Source organism: Butyricimonas faecihominis, from assembly GCF_033096445.1.
Lineage (GTDB): Bacteria > Bacteroidota > Bacteroidia > Bacteroidales > Marinifilaceae > Butyricimonas > Butyricimonas faecihominis.
The window spans coordinates 172,874-189,455 of record NZ_AP028155.1 but is presented as its reverse complement, the minus strand read 5'-3'; the positions used below and the strand labels follow the sequence as shown (position 1 = coordinate 189,455).

Genomic DNA, 16,582 nt, shown 5'->3' with positions numbered 1-16,582 from the left:
ATGTTTTTTTCAATGACCCGTACTTTGGAGGGTCATATTCTCCATTTTTTTTCATACATTTGTGTCGTTTAAGTTATTATTGCTGATTAACTTACTCTTGAAACAACCTCGTGTTCCAGCACCGGTTGTTTCTTTTTAATATACTATTATTGTTCTATCTTCTATCCTAAAATGGACAACTTGCGTCGATTCGATCACGTCCAACACCTCCGTGAAATCATCATACTTTTTCACCGCTCCCGTAAACGAAACTTCTTTCAATCGCTCTTCCGTAAACACAATATCGACATCATACCAACGGGCTAAATGTTTCAACATATCGCCTAGACGAATACTTTTAAACACCATACGCCCCGTGATCCAAGCGGTGTACATATCCACATCAACTTCTCGCTTTGCAAGCTTACCCCCAACAAGACAACCCTGTTCTCCCGGTTCCAGCCGAATTCGATTGCCAGCCCCACGCTCTTTCAAATCAATAGCTCCCCGCACCAAAGTGGCCGCCACTTCATCCTCGTTGGGATAAGCGTAAACATTAAATGCCGTTCCATACACCCGCACCTTCGCTTTTTCCGTCTCGACAACAAATTGTTTTTGTTTATCACGCGTAACGTCAAAAAACGCTTCTCCCTCCAAATACACTTTCCGTTCATTCCCCACGAACTCCACCGGATAACGCAAACTCGTTTCCGCATTCAACCAAACCTGCGTTCCATCACTCAAAATCAAGGTAAACTCCCCACCTCTCGGAACCGTGATCATATTATATTGTTCCTCTTTCCCTCCTTGAACCTCAGCAACCTGATACTTTATCACCCCGGAGTCCTGCCGGATTTCCACGCCATATTCCGGTTCGATGCTCCGGGAAGAATCAGACGTTAGGAATACCGTCTTTCCAGAAGCTAGTTGCAACGTTGCCCGCGGCTTTCCTGCCAATAATTTCGGAATTTCCTTGTGTTCCTGTCCTTCCCCGACCGGGGCATTTCCCGTCTGAATATAATAAAACCAAATGCCCATACAGGCAAATAACAACACGGCCGCACAACTTCCCAAACGGATAATTCGCCTTTTACGTCCGGCCAACCTCAATTTCTTTTTCTGCTCCAACAATTCTTTCAATGCATCCTCCCATTCCACACGCCCGTAAGCCAGAATCTTTCCAGAAGCGACTTCCTGACGAACCAACTCTTCGAACAACAATTTGTTACGAGGAGATTTATCCAGCCAACCATTCAGTTCTTCTTTTTCCGATTCAGTCATACTCCCCAACACATACCGGGAAATCATTTCTGACACCTGAAAAGTTTCATCCGCTCTATTCATAATTCATTCTATTTATGCCTTTATAAATAAAACAGGAATGGAAAGAAAACGGGGGGATCAAAATGAAGAAAAAAATAAACTATTTTTACAAAAAAGAAGAATTTAAAAGAAAATAGGAATAAACAACTCCAATCCTAAAGATCGTAACCGGACACTCAACCGTTTCTTTCCCTCTTTCTTATACTCCTTGGCAGTCTCTAAAGAAATACCCATTTTTTCCGCAACTTCAGAAATCTTGTACCCATCCAACGAAAGCATCATCACGTTGCGGTATTGTCGAGGCAATTCCTGCACGACTTCCAAAACCCGCGCATAAACATCTTCCTCCAAAACCCGATCCCAGAAAAGATCGACATCATCAAATTCCCGCAATACAAATGCCTCGTAACGCCCCTTGACCTGTTCATGCTGGATATAATTCATGCACCTATTTTTTACCGAATGATAAAGATAAACTTTTAACGCCGTGACATTCTCGAAATCCTTTTTCTGCCCCAGCATGGAAATGAAAAACTCCTGCACCACGTCCTTTGAGGCCTCTTCATTGTTGATATATTGACTGGCAAAGAGTACCATCGGCACGTAAAACTGCTTATACAAAAGAGTATAAGCCATATCATCATCCTTGGCCAGATGTTCTAAAAGTATCTCTTGCTCGCTCTGCATTAATCCTCGTAATCACATGATTAAAAAAACAAATAACAATCAACAATCCTTCGTTTATTGCAACCGAAAAATTAAAGGAAATAACCTGTTTTTCCTAAAAACAAATATTCTTTTTTTATCATTGATAGTGATTTTGTTTACGCAAAATGTAACAAATCATTTCTATTGATTTTCTTCTCGTTTTATAACAATCAATAAACGAACGTTTTATTATATTATCACACCAATCCCACCCACCAATTTTTATCAAACAATCAGATACAATGTATAAGCAATATAAATAACTAACAGCACGCCACCTTCCCCCCGCCCGATCTTGAATCCCGTTCGCATGAAAGGCAACAGAAGTAAAGAAGTTCCGAGCATCACCAGCATATCCGTCCAGTTAATCTGGTTGGTCTCCACGGGCGCAATCGTCGCTGTTAATCCTAAAACAGCCAAAAGATTGAATATATTCGAACCGATCACGTTACCGATGGCAATATCCGTACGTTTTTTCAAGGCAGCCACCACGGAAGTTGCCAGTTCCGGCATACTTGTCCCTGCTGCCACGATCGTCAAACCGATCACCGCCTCGCTCCATTCCAAGGCTTTCGCAATAATCACGGCATTATCGACGAGCAAGCCCGATCCCCATACCAACAAAGCAAGTCCCGCGATCACCAACACGACATCCAGCATCCAGCTCTTCGTGGGTTTGATTTCCTCGTCCCCTTCAACCACCTCTCCCCGCTTGGCCTTGTACACGCAGTAAATCATATAGGCACATATCCCGGCAAAAAACAATATCCCGGCCCATCTTCCGAAACTCCCGTTATGAAATATCCCCACGAACAATAACGTGGCCGCCAGCATCACGGGTGCATCCAGCCGAATCAACCGGGGATTCACCCTCAACGGGTAAATCATCGCTGAAATTCCAAGGATAGCACAAACATTAAATATATTAGATCCCATCACGTTTCCCACGGCAATTCCCGGATTACCTTCCAATGCCGACTGCACGCTAACCAGTAACTCCGGCGCACTCGTCCCGAATGCCACCACGGTCAAACCGACTACTAAAGGAGATATTCCAAAACGCACGGCCAGCGATGAACTACCTTTCACCAGAAAATCTGCCCCGAAATAAAGTACCACCAAAGAGGCCACGACAAGAAGTACAGGAATCAACATGAAAATCAAAAGTTAAAAGTTAATACTAAAAGTTCACGATCACGAGAACAAATATTCATCGTTATTCGTACTTTTGAAGTTCCAAAAATAATAATAAAATTACACGATCGGCTTTTAACCTTTAGCTTTTAACTCGAACAACATGTTAAAACAATTCAAAGAACTACTGAACACGGCAAAACATAACCCGAAACTCGGAGGACTGGAAATATTTAAATATATAGGTCCCGGCCTACTTGTCACCGTGGGCTTTATCGATCCGGGAAACTGGGCCTCCAACCTAGCTGCCGGAGCCGAATTCGGTTATTCCCTATTATGGATGGTCACCCTGTCCACGATCATGCTAATCGTGTTGCAACACAACGTGGCCCACTTGGGGATTGCCTCCGGCTTGTGCCTTTCGGAAGCCGCCAGTGAATACTTGAAACCCCGTTATGCCAAAGGTATTCTTTATTCGGCCATGCTCGCCTCCATCTCCACATCTTTGGCCGAAATACTAGGTGGAGCCATTGCCCTGCAAATGTTATTCAACATCCCGATCCGGACAGGATCAATACTCATATTGATTTTCGTGGTTATCATGTTGTTCACGAATACCTACCGGGTGATCGAGAAATGGATCATTGCTTTTGTTTCCATCATCGGCTTATCGTTCATCTACGAACTCTCCCTCGTGGAGATCGACTGGAACACAGCCTTGCCCGCATGGGTTACCCCCGCTTTTCCCGAAGGTTCCATGGTCGTTATCATGAGCGTACTCGGGGCCGTGGTCATGCCCCACAATCTATTCCTTCACTCGGAAGTGATCCAAAGCCGTCAATGGAATATACAGGATGATAAAATCATCAAAAAACAATTACGCTACGAATATGCCGACACGATCCTCTCCATGGTGATCGGTTGGGCCATCAACAGCGCCATGATCCTACTGGCCGCTGCCGCATTTTTCAGAACCGGAACTCCCGTCACGGAACTGGAACAAGCCAATTCCCTGCTGGCACCATTGCTTGGGAATAATGCCTCCGTGATCTTTGCCGTGGCTCTCCTGTTTGCCGGAATTTCCTCTACTATTACCTCAGGAATGGCTGCCGGCTCCATTTTCGCCGGAATATACAAGGAGCCTTACGACATCAAGGACAGTCATTCCCGCCTCGGTGTGCTAACTTCTCTCATCCTCGCTTTTGCCCTGATCATGGTAGTATCGAATCCTTTCCAAGGGTTGATTTACTCGCAGATGGCTCTAAGCGTGCAGTTACCGATCACCATTTTCACGCAAGTTTACCTCACTTCCTCGTCCAAAGTCATGGGGAAATACAAAAACTCTACTTACACGAAATGGCTCCTGTACGTGATCGGGGGAATTGTCACCCTACTGAACGTCATGCTACTTATCAGTTTTTTATAACCCAAATAAAGTAGAAATAAAACCCAGTTAAAGACTTATCCGACACGTACAAGTGTTAAAAAAAAGAGATAAAGACGACTCCACTCGGCTTTAAGTCGTCTTTATCTCGGCTATATCTCGTCTGTATCGTCCTTTCACGGGACTTTCACGAGATATTCACGATTGAATTCGGGTTAATTCGTTTACTTCACAAATTGATCCGGCACGTCTATCAAATCCTGCCCCCTCAACTCCTTGGCCAGAATCTTCCCGTCCGGCCCGACCAGTATGATATGGGGAATCCCCTTGATGCAATAGCGATCCATCACGTCATCCCCTTTCTCCAACATCAGATGATCCCAATAACTGCCATCCTCGTGAATCGCATCCATCCAAAGTTTCTTCACCCGATCAGAAGACACACCTAGTATTTTGAAATTCTTCCCGGCAAAATGCTCCAAGGCCCGTTTCAATGCCGGTGTTTCCTCCCGACACCAGTGACAATACGAGTTCCAAAAATCAACCAGCACGTAATTCCCACGCAGATCACTTAACTTCAATTCATTTCCTAACGTGTCCTTCCCTACAATTTCGGGAGCCTCGTGACCTATCGCACATCCCTCATATTTACCTAATTTCTCCATTACCCAAGGAAGATAACGGGTATTCTTCGCGGCCGCCCCAAAACTCTCAACATAAGCCTTTTCCGCTGTAATCTCTTCCAGCGTTGGAAAATCTTTATGTTGAAATTGCTTGTAATAATACAAATACATTCCAAAAGAATTCTCTTTATTCTTTTTCAAAACCTCTTTCACTAAAGCATCACTCCTTATCCTCCCTTCATCGTAATAATGCATAGATTCCTCTTTTATTCTAGCCATTTCTTCCCGGTTCCCCGCATCACGAGCCTGAAAAAAGAGTGCGTCCAAAGAATCGGTTATCTGCTTAAAAGTCGCCTCATCCCATTGCTCCATAAAGGCACGATATTTTTGATCCAAAAAAGCCCCCTCGACTTTCCAAAAAATTTCTTCTTCTGTCACGTTTTCCGGTTGCACTTTTATCCTCTTCCCATCCAGAAAAAAATACCCTCCATGATTCGGAGAATCTCCCAAAAAATAAAGTTCCGGCTGCACATTTTCCAATTCAAACATGAATTTTCCGTCTATCACGTCTGCCGAGTCCACGGCTCTATGGGATTTCCAATAATCACTCACGACCTCGCATAAATACATTTTATTTGTATTCAAATCACCCGTTTCCCCTTGGATTATTTGCTTGCCCGGTTGACAAGCAAATAACCCACAAGATATTAAAACGACAAAACTTTTTACACTTGTCTTCATAAATCAAATTATTAATCCTTTTTCAATTCGTTTTTTCCACCGTGGCAATCACCTCATCGCAGAAACCAGTCTTGGCATACATTTTTTGAGCCGAAATTCCACCAATACTGTTTAAACGATACACGGCAATCCCTCCCGATTTAGACGACAACTTTTTATCTTTAACCCCCACAGTCAATTGCACGAACGATGCTTTCGGATCAGTCTCTGTCGGGGCAGCCACTTCTGTACAATCGACGCTTGTCACCGTGTACCCCTCCGTATCTCCATCAATCAATACACCTCCGGACAAAGTCTTCACGTTAAAAGCCATTACTTTATTATTGCTTACAAAAAAGAATATATCCGAAATTCCTTTAGCGCTCATTTCCCACGGATTCATGTGTCCGATCTTCGGTTTCGTCCCCGGGATAAAGATTGATGCACTATAAAGATCGGCATTTGACGCTTTAGAAAGTGCCGATTTTGACAAAGAGAAAAACGTGTAACTAGTCCATGCAACAAACGTGAACTTGTACGTGATCACAAAGTACTCATCTTTATTTTCATCTTTCATCAATGCCCAAACCTCATCAAGCGTGCTATTCATGCTCCCGGACAAAATCATTTTAACCCCCTTTCCCATATTATTAGGATCAAATTTCGAGAAATCCGAATCTACCCCTGCCAATGAACTAAAAAATCCACCTTGTTGGTTAAATGCAAACCGCCCGTTTAAATTATCATAGAATAACGGAGAGGCGTAGAATGGATGATCTGTCGGGTGAGCCGTGTAATCTGCCATGGCATAATCTGTCGGGTCTGCAAGAAAGACTAAAGCCGGATTCCAACTCACGTTTTCTTCAGAAGACCCGTACTCTCTGACATACACTTTACCATTCATTGTTATATAATCCGTTCCCTGTCCTTCGGCATATCCCGTGATAGCCAATTTCCCCTCTAACTCGTCACCGAAAACGAACTTATTTTTCATATCATCCTTTCTCTCGAAAATAGTGGGATCCAGATAAACACCCCCAGTCTCGTCATCACAAGTAACAATAACGGCTTTATACCCCAACGGATTTCTCGGGTTAAGATCCGTTTGGAAAATTCGTTTAGATGCTGTACCCAACTTTTCGCCATTATTTGCCATAGTATAAATATTCTCGTACAACGTCGTCCCGTCTTTCTTCAACATAGCCAAATCCATTTCCCCATCCGTTTTACACAAAGCCAACGTTCCGCCCGAGTATTTACCTACCGTAGTGAAAGTAGATTTATTCAACGCATAAACACCCGTTTGATCGTCAATCACTTTAAAGACCAATGTATTTTCAACACCCGGTAATACATCACCGATAACAATACTCAAATCTTTCTCACGGGACAAAGTATCTGCCACATGTTGCTCTTGATTGTATTTATACCACACGTAAGAAAGTTTCGATTTCTCCCCGAATTTAGTGGTCACTACCGGAGAAATTTCCAACTTGGAACCGACCTCTATTTCCCGACTTTTCTCTATACCTGCAATCTCGATTTCATCTATCTCGGTATCACTAAATTTCGACTTGTCATCAATACATGAAAACGGGACAAGGAGCAATAAAATCAATATATATTTCAAATTTTTCATAACAATCTCATTATTAATCCATCATAATTTCTTACTATTTAAGGAACCATCCACCCCTGCATGACCTTTCCATTTTCATCCTCTATCCTATTCTCCGTGATGATCTTGTATAATTTTCTGGCATACGGGGTATAATAACCGGACTCGTAATAAATTTTATAATCATCGTTATAATCAGGCCTATCCCCGTAACCGAGATCCCAAAAATCATGCCCGGTCAACTCGATAATCATCGTATGTTTTTTCCTTGAATACTCACCGAATAATCCCACGAAGGCCCCCATATCTTCATAATACGCATCTCCTTCCGGCTTCCGGAGCATATCCGAAATAATCAACCGCACAACGGAACGATTCTCGTAAGCAATACCCAAACCGGCAACCGGAACAAGACGCAACGCCAAGATAACCGGAGCTTTCGTGATCCCCTCATCTCCTTTAATCAATGTCACCGGCATTTTGTACTCAAACACCCCGGTAGGGAACTCGTATGTTTCAGGAAGTTTCTGGTAATGAACACCCTCTTTCGCTGTCGTTTTTCCCGGAATCACCTCCAACTTGAATTTTTCCGAGACACGCAACGTATCACCTAAAAGTTTGACATTAATTGTTGTCGTCAATTCCCGTTCTGCCGTCAGTAAAGACACGAATATACTGTCTTTGTCCTTTGTCACGTCAGAATAATATATATCATGCATTCCCTCACTATATATCAAACGATCATTCTCGCTGCAAGAATAAAATACGATTCCTAAAAGAAGAATAAATAATTTTCTCATAGCTTCTATTTTTTTATGTTTCCAAAATCAACTTCATTCGTGGGGATCGGTAAATTATAAATCGCATTAGGATTCTTTATTGCAATGTTATTATCCGCCCCGATCACTTGCATCACCTTACGTTTATAGTAAAAGAACATTTGTCCTTCTCCTATAAATTCCCGTCGGTACTCCTGAAAGATATTATCTTCAAGATCTGCCGTCGGTGCTACATTTGCCAATCCCCTATGATTCCTCAATTTATTCAAATAACCATAGGCCTCACTTCCAGTTGCCGTTTCTGCCGCAATCAGATAAAGCTCGGAAAGTTTAAACATCGGAATATATTTCATGTCTTTATATTTTCCCAGGACATAAGAATCTCCATCGGTTCCCAATGTCATCCACGAACTTCTAAAATCACTCTCCAATCCCCCGGAATTAAATATATTTGCCTTACCGGACGATGACATGGAAAGTATGCTGGAAACAGAATTGGAGTTTTCAGTAAAATAAACCTCACTCAAATCTTTCAATTTCTGCACATCCAAGGTGAATATCAGCTCCGAACTAAACATTGGATTTCCCGAAGTAGCAGAACTATTGGCCAACTCGTAAGAAGTAGGGTTCTCACCATTCACTTCCCCAATAATCTCCTTCGCCTGTGCAAGTGCCAACTCTCTCTCGTTACCATAAAGATACACGCGGGCAAGAAGAGCCGTTACCGCATAATAATTCATCCGTTGTCCCCGGTTATATTGGGGATCAGAAGACTCCATCAATCCCTTGAACACTTCCAGACCTTTCATCAGGCCTTTAGCTGCCAAAAGATCGGTTTTTACCTTCTCCAACACCTCTTTCACCGTCAATTGAGGCCGGGCAACATTCGTATAAACATCAACGTAAGGAATTGCCATCGAATTCAAACCATTACCGTTATCCATGCTCGCCGATGACGCAAAAAGACGCAACATGTCAAAATGTAAAAACGCTCGTAAGGCCAAAAACTCCCCTTTATATATCTTATAAATATCTTCCGAAGAAAACACGTCCTTCTTCTTATCAATATATTCAAGAGCCAGGTTAATATTGGCTATCGCCGTAAAATGGTTTTGCCAAATAGCCAGAATCCGTGCTTCTTCCGCCGTTTCCTTGTAATTATACTCAGCCGCTTTCTTGAAATTATGCTCATATCCCGAAGAGGTCAACTGATGGGGACTCTTGTAATATTGAGCTAGCACGTCGAGATAACCATACGTCAAATCCCTTGCATAACTGTCCTCCCTGCACATTAACGCATAAACACCGATCAACCCATCCCGGAAACCAGCCTCGGTCAAAAACAGATCGTCCGCTTTCATATCTGATTTCGGCGAAACATCCAACCAATTGTTACATGCCGTAAGCATGAGAACCAGTGAAAGAATTATTGCTTTATTCATTCGTTTTTTCATAATGTTACCTGATTAAAAAGTTAATTGGGCCGAGAGAGAGAAAGTACGTGCAAAAGGATACGAAGTACCTCTTTCCATTTTCACCGTTGACGAGGTAAAAATATCATTACCGATCGCAGAAAGTTTCAGACGCTGAATCCCTATTTCTCTCAATTTATCACAACTGAAATCATAACCAATTGACAAAGATTGTAATTGAATGTAGTTTTCTTTCTCTATAAAACGTGATGTCGGGTTAGTCACGGACACGTCACTCACTTTTTTAAATTTAGCCACATCCCCCTCTTTGTTCCATCGGTCATACAAAATCCGTTTATCACCATTCTCGTTCGGGTTCACGTTCTCCACCTTATCCACGAGAGTTGAATTGTAGATATAACCGCCATATTTATAATACAGGTGTGCATTCAATTCCCACTTTTTATACGTGAACATGGTTCCTATCGTACCGTAAATCTTGGGATCCGTCGATCCGAATGGTTTGTAATTCGCTGCATCCCACTCGTTCACTTTATTCCCGTTCATATCCAAAAAAATTTCCTCCCCGGTTGCCGGATCGATACCTAGCGACTCGTTGGCCCATATCGTGTTCTGTGACAAGCCTTCTTTATACCGTATCACCGGTTTATTCTTCACTTCTGCATCTTGCTTGTCATTAAAAGCAGTCAATGCCTGATTGATCTTCGTCACCTTGTTTTTATTATGAGCCAGATTATACATGATGTCCCAATAAATTTCACGTTCTCTATCCCGAATTACCGTACCTTTCAATGTTAACTCGACACCACTGTTTTTCACCTCTCCCAGATTCTCCTTGTAAGAAGAAAATCCCAGCGAGGGAGCAAGAGTCACGTCAATAAGTACATCCTTGGAAATATCATTATAAACGTTGAAAGACCCCGTCAAGCGTCTGTCAAACAACTCGAAATCCAAACCCACATTTTGTTTTTCAACCTTCTGCCACCTCAAATTTTTATTACCGAAAGCCTTCAATATAGCTCCGATATAACCACTATATGAAATCGAACTAATTCGGTCATCGTTATAAGAATACATTGCCATGGATTGATAGGGGTTAAAATTCTGTCCCCCGGTCGTTCCGATAGATCCCCGAATTTTGAGCAAGTTGATAAATGTCAAACGTTCCATAAATTTCTCGTGATGTAAATTATATCCCAATCCTAACGACCAGAACGTACCCCAACGATTATTCGATCCATACAAAGAAGAACCATCACTACGAACGGAAAAATCAAGCAGAAATCGCTCGTCATACGTGTAACCCAAGTTACCCACAAAACCCACCAAACGGGTCACATCGTAAGCTCCACCGGGTTTATCACCCTCTTTAAACCCGGCACCCATCGAAATATGGTCCATGTTGGCATTCGGGAAACCAAGCGCATACACATCCGTCTGATCATGATTCGTTTCACGCAGGTTATAAATAAAACCGGCATTCAAGACATGCTTTTTAAACGTTTTGAAATACGTCAATATAATATTTACATCATAACTGAAATCCTCGTATTGTCCCTGCGAGTAACTTCCCTTCTTCTCTTTATCAATAAATTCCGTGTTTTCATATGGCTTATAAACATCTGTCCTTCCATTGTCAACACTTAACGATAAATTCGCCTTTAACTTCAACCCTTGAATAATATCATACTCGATAGCAAAATTATTCAAGAAACGATTTGAGGTCGATTGATCTTTAGAAGGTAAAACAGCATTATACAACTCATTGTACATCTTTTTTGTCTGAAACCCCCGGTCATAATACGAGTACTCGTAGAGCATCTTTTTCACATTCCCGTTCTCATCATAAGGATTATAATAAGGATTGTAATATTGATAAGCACTGAAATTACCATAAGGAGAATTCACGGATTTCACGTGATCAAACGAAGCATAATCCGTAAACTTCAACTTTTTCAAATTATATTGAAGCCGTATTCCTCCTCCGTATGTTTCACGTTTGGAACCTTTCATCACACCTATTTTATTAGAATAAGAAAGGTCTAAAGCATAACGAAACGATTCGTTACCACCTTCCGCAATAATAGAATGTTTGTGACCAACTCCTAACTCCCTCACGGGAATGGCCAACCAATCCACATCATTTCCTTGCTTAACAAGTTTCAATTTTTGATTATACGCGTCAAACGTGTCATCCGTCCAATCAGGCCTGTCTTCTTTATCATACAGTCCCGCACGAACTTCATATTCCAATTTTTCCTCCGCATTCATCAAATTATAATCGGAAAGATCAGCCACCTCAAAATTCATGCTCCCGTTATAAGATAATTGCAATTTTCCCGGTTTCGGCGCCTCTGTCTCAATAACGACAACCCCATTCGCCGCACGAGAACCATAAATAGCCGTTGCTGCCGCATCTTTCAATATCGTGATAAAACGTACCCGAGTCGGATCAAGGTCAAACACTTTTTCCGCCGACACCTCAAAACCATCCATGATAAATGTCGGCATATTCGGATTCCCGTCAAAATCAGCTTTCAAACTACTGGAACCGCGAATCTCGAAATTAGGAATCGTGTTCGGGTCACTCCCCATCTCGTTATTCACAACTTTCGTAAAAGAAGGGTCAAGCATGGACAACGTGTTCAGAATGTTCCCCGTGGATACTTTTCTCAAATCATTCCCGGAGAAGGTCGTAGAAACACCCGTGTAACTCTCTTTTTTTCTGGTAAAATAACCATTTACCACCACCTCATCTATTTTTTCGACATCCTCTTTCAACACGACATTAATCGAATCCTGACCGGTATATCGAACCTCTACCGGAACCATCCCGACAAACGAGAAAGCAAAAACAACCTCCTTCTTATTCTCAGGAATCGTGATGGAATATTTCCCGTTTATATCCGTGGCAACACCCACGCTCTCGCCTTTAATCAAGACGGAAACACCCGGTAAGGTCACCCCATGCTCATCTTTCACCGTCCCGTTCACCACCTTTTTCTTTTGCTGCTCACTCTTTCCCTCTCCTTTTTGGCGAATCAAGATCACGTTATTAAAAAATTCGTATTCCAAGTTGACTTTACCCAACACCATACTCAGCACGTCCTTCAACTCCTTGTTTTCAACTTTCACTGAAATCTTCCCCGCCTGACGGATAAGAGATGAATTATACATGAATTTAAGTGACGTCTGCTGTTTAACCACTTTCACAAACTGTTCAATGGATACATCAGATAAATCCAGCGACACAATATTCTTTTGAGAATACACATTCGCAGACAAGTTCAAAGTGAACAAGCAGATAAAAGCAATACACCATTTCATAATCATTAAATTTTTCTTGTACCTTTTTAATAGGCCAGGAAACCTAATTAATCGATTTTTTTTCATATTATTGTAGTTTATATTAATAATATAAATCGAGAAGGGACAGACGCCGAACCTGAGAAATTTGTTGTCTGTCTTTCTCTTTTTATTTAAATAGGACGATTGTATTTTTCTTTATTTCATACCGAATTTCTTTTAATTTTTCCAACAATTGCAAGAATGTATTAATAGAATCATATCTTTCAAGGCTACCCGTGTACTCCAATTCTTTCAGGCTTTCATCCTGAAAAATCACGTTTACTCCATACCAACGCTCCAATATTTGCATGATTTCAGCCAATGTTTTATCTTTGAAAATGAACACTCCATCTTTCCACCCGACAAACTCTTCCACATCCACGTTCCGTTTTTCCAAAGTTCCGGAAATATTAACTACAGCCTGTTCCCCGGGAGTCAAAACAACTTGTTCCTGTCGTAGAGAAGTAAAACGGACACTTCCCCTGACCAAAGTCGTGTAATTCGGATAACCCGGGTAAGCACTCACGCCAAAAGAGGTTCCAAGTACTGTTACATCACCACTTTCCAGACTTACAACAAAAGGACGAGTATCCTTTTTCACATCAAAATAAGCCTCTCCCGACAGGATCACTTCACGACTTTCCCCGCTAAACGCAATAGGATATTTCAATTTTGAATCTGCATTTAGCCAAACTTCCGTCCCATCATCCAAAAGAACATGACACTCTCCACCAATAGGCACAACCAACTCATTGTAGACATCCTTTATCGCACATTCTTCTCCGGATGAATAAGAAAGACGTCCGTTTTCATATTTCACCACACTTCCTTGAACATCTTTAAGTTCCAGAGGCTGTTCCCCGATCTCGATCATTCTCCCATCAGCCAACTTTAGAATAGCTGCATTACTCCCGGGAGGTATAATATGTTGCGTTACTTCAACTAACTCCTGTACCTCATCATGATATTCCCAAGGACGAACCAACACAAACACAAGAATCAAAATCGCAGCGATAGACGATCCCCAAGCTATCCACTTGCTCATCCGGGTATGACGCTGGTAAATTTTCAACTTATTAAAGGCAGGTTTATAGCTATATATTTCAAATTCCCGGAATTTATCCAGTACAAAAGTTTCATCCGATAATTGATCATATACCTCCTTCAAACAACCATCTTGCAAGGTTTCGTCCAATTCCTCTTTTTCTGCATCGGAAAGTGAAGTCGAAAAAGATTTTCGAAACAACTCTACCACTCTATGTAAATCCAATTTCATCTTCTATTAATTTATATCATCCAAGCATTTACCACGATTTCGAGAAAAAACTCGAAATATCAATAATGGATCGTTTCTTAATAGAAATGACGGATAAGCCAATATTAGTTTTTGAAAAAAGTAACTGTTTGGTTGTGAGAAACATGAGAAAAGGCAAAAAACGAGATATTAAGCGTTTTGTTGACAATAAAAAAACGATCGTTTAATTGTATAATACATGAAGTCATAAAGAGTATGACAAAAACGATAAAAAATTTCGGTCAAATTAAAAATAACAGCACGGAATCTTTCAACTTCTCTCGTAAATACTTGAAGCTCCTACTTTTCTGTGTTTTCACGGTGTGAATCGTGATCCCTAACTTTTCTGCAATTTCAGGCCCGGACAACCCCAAAATACTTAATTCCATTATTTCCCTTGCACCATCCGGTAATTCCTTGATATAACAATACAACTGTCTCAATAACTCATCCCTCACGGTAATAGCAAAGATCTCGTCAGAAAATTCCACCTCAGCCTCCAATACGATCTTTTGTTCTATACCCTTACGGATTTGAACATTACGCTTATAAATCAACGCATTGTTATAACAAGAACGATATAAATAAGAAGTCAGTTCCTTCATATCCCCAAACTGCTTGGAAGATTTCCAGATAGCCACCAAAACATCCTGTACAATGTCCTGAGCCTGATCCCGATCCCGCAAGATATTGTTCACGTAAGAACACAACACGGCATAATACCTTGCATAAAGCTCTTCCCACGCCCGCATATCTTTTTTATTAACGCCTTCCAATAATGAATCGAAATCTATTGACATATAAGAGGGATATTTAATAAAACAAATATACGCGGAAAAATAAACTTTTCACAATTTAAAGAAATAATATACGCTATTGTTGGACTATATAAAAAAGCATCTTTCCAAGATCAAACTCGTGATCATGAAAAGATGCCTAATAATAAATTCAAATCCGCCTACTCGAACTCTTTTAATGTTTTCTCGATGATACCTATCGCTTCAATCAATTGCTCTTCATTGATAACCAAAGGCGGGGCGAAACGAATAATATGCTCGTGAGTCGGTTTAGCTAACAAACCGTTGTCACGTAACTTCAAACATACATCCCAAGCCGTTTTACCATTCTTCGGGGTAATTACCACCGCATTCAGCAAACCTTTACCGCGGACAAGTTCCACCATATCGGATTTAATCGCTTTCATTCTCTCCCGGAAAATCTTACCCAATCTTTCGGCATTCTCTTCCAGTTTCTCATCCTTGATTACCTGTAAAGCAGCCATAGACACTTTGGCCGCGATGGGATTTCCCCCGTAAGTCGAACCATGTTCTCCCGGCTTAATGGTCAACATGATCTCGTCATCTGCCAACACGCAGGAAACAGGCATTAATCCTCCGGAAATAGCTTTACCTAGGATCAAAACGTCCGGACGCACCCCCTCGTGATCACACGCCAGCATTCTACCCGTGCGGGCAATACCGGTCTGCACTTCGTCAGCCATAAACAACACGTTATGAGCCTTACACAAATCATACGCTTTTTTCAAATATCCTTCATGCGGTACATAAACACCAGCCTCGCCTTGAATCGGTTCTAACAGGAATCCGGCCACGTTCGGGTCTTTCAACGCCTCTTCCAAAGCAGGAATATCATCATACGGTATTCTCACGAATCCGGGAGTGAAAGGTCCGAATCCAGCATAAGAAGAAGGATCGTTAGAAAGCGTAACAATCGTGATCGTACGCCCATGGAAATTATTATCACAAACAATAATCTTAGCTTGATCGGCAGGGATTCCCTTCACGTCATATCCCCAACGACGGCATAATTTCAAAGCAGTCTCGTCAGCCTCAGCACCACTATTCATCGGTAGCACCTTATCGTACCCGAAATATTTGGTGATATATTCTTCCCATTCACCCAGCACGTTATTATAGAAAGCCCGGGAAGTCAAAGCCAACTTTTTGGCTTGCTCCGTCATTGCCTCTACAATCTTCGGGTGGCAGTGTCCTTGATTCACGGCAGAATAAGCCGACAGGAAATCGAAATAACGCTTTCCGTTAACATCCCACACGTAAATACCTTCTCCTTTTTCTAACACCACGGGAAGTGGATGGTAATTGTGAGCACCGTATTGGGCCTCGCGGTCCATGTACTCTTGTTCGGTCATTTTTTTCATGATATAATTTTAGTTAGGTTCGACGTTTTCACGTAACGAGCACAATTTGATGAAAAAAAA

Annotated in this window: 12 protein-coding genes; 1 reads left to right on the top strand and 11 read right to left on the bottom strand. The window is 41.7% G+C overall.

Features of this window, described 5'->3' with window-relative positions:
• Positions 1-135 precede the first annotated feature (135 nt).
• The 3 genes from R8806_RS00805 to R8806_RS00795 all read right to left on the bottom strand — a co-directional run bounded on the left by R8806_RS00805 (position 136) and on the right by R8806_RS00795 (position 3,165).
• Complete coding sequence (locus R8806_RS00805) at positions 136-1,323, bottom strand: FecR family protein (protein ID WP_124316256.1); 1,188 nt, start codon at positions 1,321-1,323, stop codon at positions 136-138.
• Between the two features lie 102 nt (positions 1,324-1,425).
• Positions 1,426-1,989 (bottom strand): RNA polymerase sigma factor, encoded by a 564-nt coding sequence (locus R8806_RS00800; RefSeq protein WP_124316257.1) that lies wholly within the window; start codon positions 1,987-1,989, stop codon positions 1,426-1,428.
• Positions 1,990-2,235: 246 nt separating this feature from the next.
• Positions 2,236-3,165 (bottom strand): calcium/sodium antiporter, encoded by a 930-nt coding sequence (locus tag R8806_RS00795; protein ID WP_124316258.1) that lies wholly within the window; start codon positions 3,163-3,165, stop codon positions 2,236-2,238.
• 142 nt (positions 3,166-3,307) lie between these two features.
• On the opposite strand from R8806_RS00795, the gene R8806_RS00790 reads away from it, so the two are divergent.
• Positions 3,308-4,570 (top strand): Nramp family divalent metal transporter, encoded by a 1,263-nt coding sequence (locus R8806_RS00790; protein WP_124316259.1) that lies wholly within the window; start codon positions 3,308-3,310, stop codon positions 4,568-4,570.
• A 182-nt stretch (positions 4,571-4,752) separates the two neighbouring features.
• Here the strand turns inward: R8806_RS00790 and R8806_RS00785 are convergent, their stop codons facing one another.
• From R8806_RS00785 to rocD, 8 genes are all read right to left on the bottom strand, one after another.
• A complete protein-coding gene (locus R8806_RS00785) occupies positions 4,753-5,892 on the bottom strand; it encodes a redoxin domain-containing protein (protein WP_124316260.1) in 1,140 nt (379 codons plus the stop codon).
• A gap of 22 nt (positions 5,893-5,914) precedes the next feature.
• On the bottom strand, positions 5,915-7,510 hold the full coding sequence (locus R8806_RS00780; protein ID WP_151412237.1) for a PKD-like family lipoprotein: 1,596 nt from the start codon (positions 7,508-7,510) through the stop codon (positions 5,915-5,917).
• A gap of 38 nt (positions 7,511-7,548) precedes the next feature.
• A complete protein-coding gene (locus R8806_RS00775) occupies positions 7,549-8,289 on the bottom strand; it encodes a DUF4843 domain-containing protein (protein ID WP_118304288.1) in 741 nt (246 codons plus the stop codon).
• A 5-nt stretch (positions 8,290-8,294) separates the two neighbouring features.
• Positions 8,295-9,722 carry a RagB/SusD family nutrient uptake outer membrane protein gene (locus R8806_RS00770; protein WP_124317908.1) on the bottom strand — a complete coding sequence of 476 codons (1,428 nt, stop codon included), beginning with the start codon at positions 9,720-9,722 and terminating at the stop codon, positions 8,295-8,297.
• A 12-nt stretch (positions 9,723-9,734) separates the two neighbouring features.
• Positions 9,735-13,028 carry a SusC/RagA family TonB-linked outer membrane protein gene (locus R8806_RS00765; protein ID WP_229783034.1) on the bottom strand — a complete coding sequence of 1,098 codons (3,294 nt, stop codon included), beginning with the start codon at positions 13,026-13,028 and terminating at the stop codon, positions 9,735-9,737.
• Positions 13,029-13,176: 148 nt separating this feature from the next.
• Positions 13,177-14,325: a FecR family protein gene (locus R8806_RS00760; RefSeq protein ID WP_124318419.1), complete on the bottom strand. Its 1,149-nt coding sequence runs from the start codon at positions 14,323-14,325 to the stop codon at positions 13,177-13,179.
• Between the two features lie 260 nt (positions 14,326-14,585).
• Positions 14,586-15,143, bottom strand: a complete 558-nt coding sequence (locus R8806_RS00755; protein WP_124317331.1) for an RNA polymerase sigma factor — start codon at positions 15,141-15,143, stop codon at positions 14,586-14,588.
• Between the two features lie 158 nt (positions 15,144-15,301).
• Positions 15,302-16,513: an ornithine--oxo-acid transaminase gene (gene rocD, locus R8806_RS00750; RefSeq protein ID WP_124317336.1), complete on the bottom strand. Its 1,212-nt coding sequence runs from the start codon at positions 16,511-16,513 to the stop codon at positions 15,302-15,304.
• Positions 16,514-16,582 lie beyond the last annotated feature (69 nt).

What these genes read in the sequence shown, in the direction of transcription:
- R8806_RS00805 (WP_124316256.1), bottom strand. Translation starts at nt 1,323, where the DNA reads ATGAATAGAGCGGATGAAACTTTTCAGGTGTCAGAAATGATTTCCCGG.
- R8806_RS00800 (WP_124316257.1), bottom strand. Translation starts at nt 1,989, where the DNA reads ATGCAGAGCGAGCAAGAGATACTTTTAGAACATCTGGCCAAGGATGAT.
- R8806_RS00795 (WP_124316258.1), bottom strand. Translation starts at nt 3,165, where the DNA reads ATGTTGATTCCTGTACTTCTTGTCGTGGCCTCTTTGGTGGTACTTTAT.
- R8806_RS00790 (WP_124316259.1), top strand. Translation starts at nt 3,308, where the DNA reads ATGTTAAAACAATTCAAAGAACTACTGAACACGGCAAAACATAACCCG.
- R8806_RS00785 (WP_124316260.1), bottom strand. Translation starts at nt 5,892, where the DNA reads ATGAAGACAAGTGTAAAAAGTTTTGTCGTTTTAATATCTTGTGGGTTA.
- R8806_RS00780 (WP_151412237.1), bottom strand. Translation starts at nt 7,510, where the DNA reads ATGAAAAATTTGAAATATATATTGATTTTATTGCTCCTTGTCCCGTTT.
- R8806_RS00775 (WP_118304288.1), bottom strand. Translation starts at nt 8,289, where the DNA reads ATGAGAAAATTATTTATTCTTCTTTTAGGAATCGTATTTTATTCTTGC.
- R8806_RS00770 (WP_124317908.1), bottom strand. Translation starts at nt 9,722, where the DNA reads ATGAAAAAACGAATGAATAAAGCAATAATTCTTTCACTGGTTCTCATG.
- R8806_RS00765 (WP_229783034.1), bottom strand. Translation starts at nt 13,028, where the DNA reads ATGAAATGGTGTATTGCTTTTATCTGCTTGTTCACTTTGAACTTGTCT.
- R8806_RS00760 (WP_124318419.1), bottom strand. Translation starts at nt 14,325, where the DNA reads ATGAAATTGGATTTACATAGAGTGGTAGAGTTGTTTCGAAAATCTTTT.
- R8806_RS00755 (WP_124317331.1), bottom strand. Translation starts at nt 15,143, where the DNA reads ATGTCAATAGATTTCGATTCATTATTGGAAGGCGTTAATAAAAAAGAT.
- rocD (WP_124317336.1), bottom strand. Translation starts at nt 16,513, where the DNA reads ATGACCGAACAAGAGTACATGGACCGCGAGGCCCAATACGGTGCTCAC.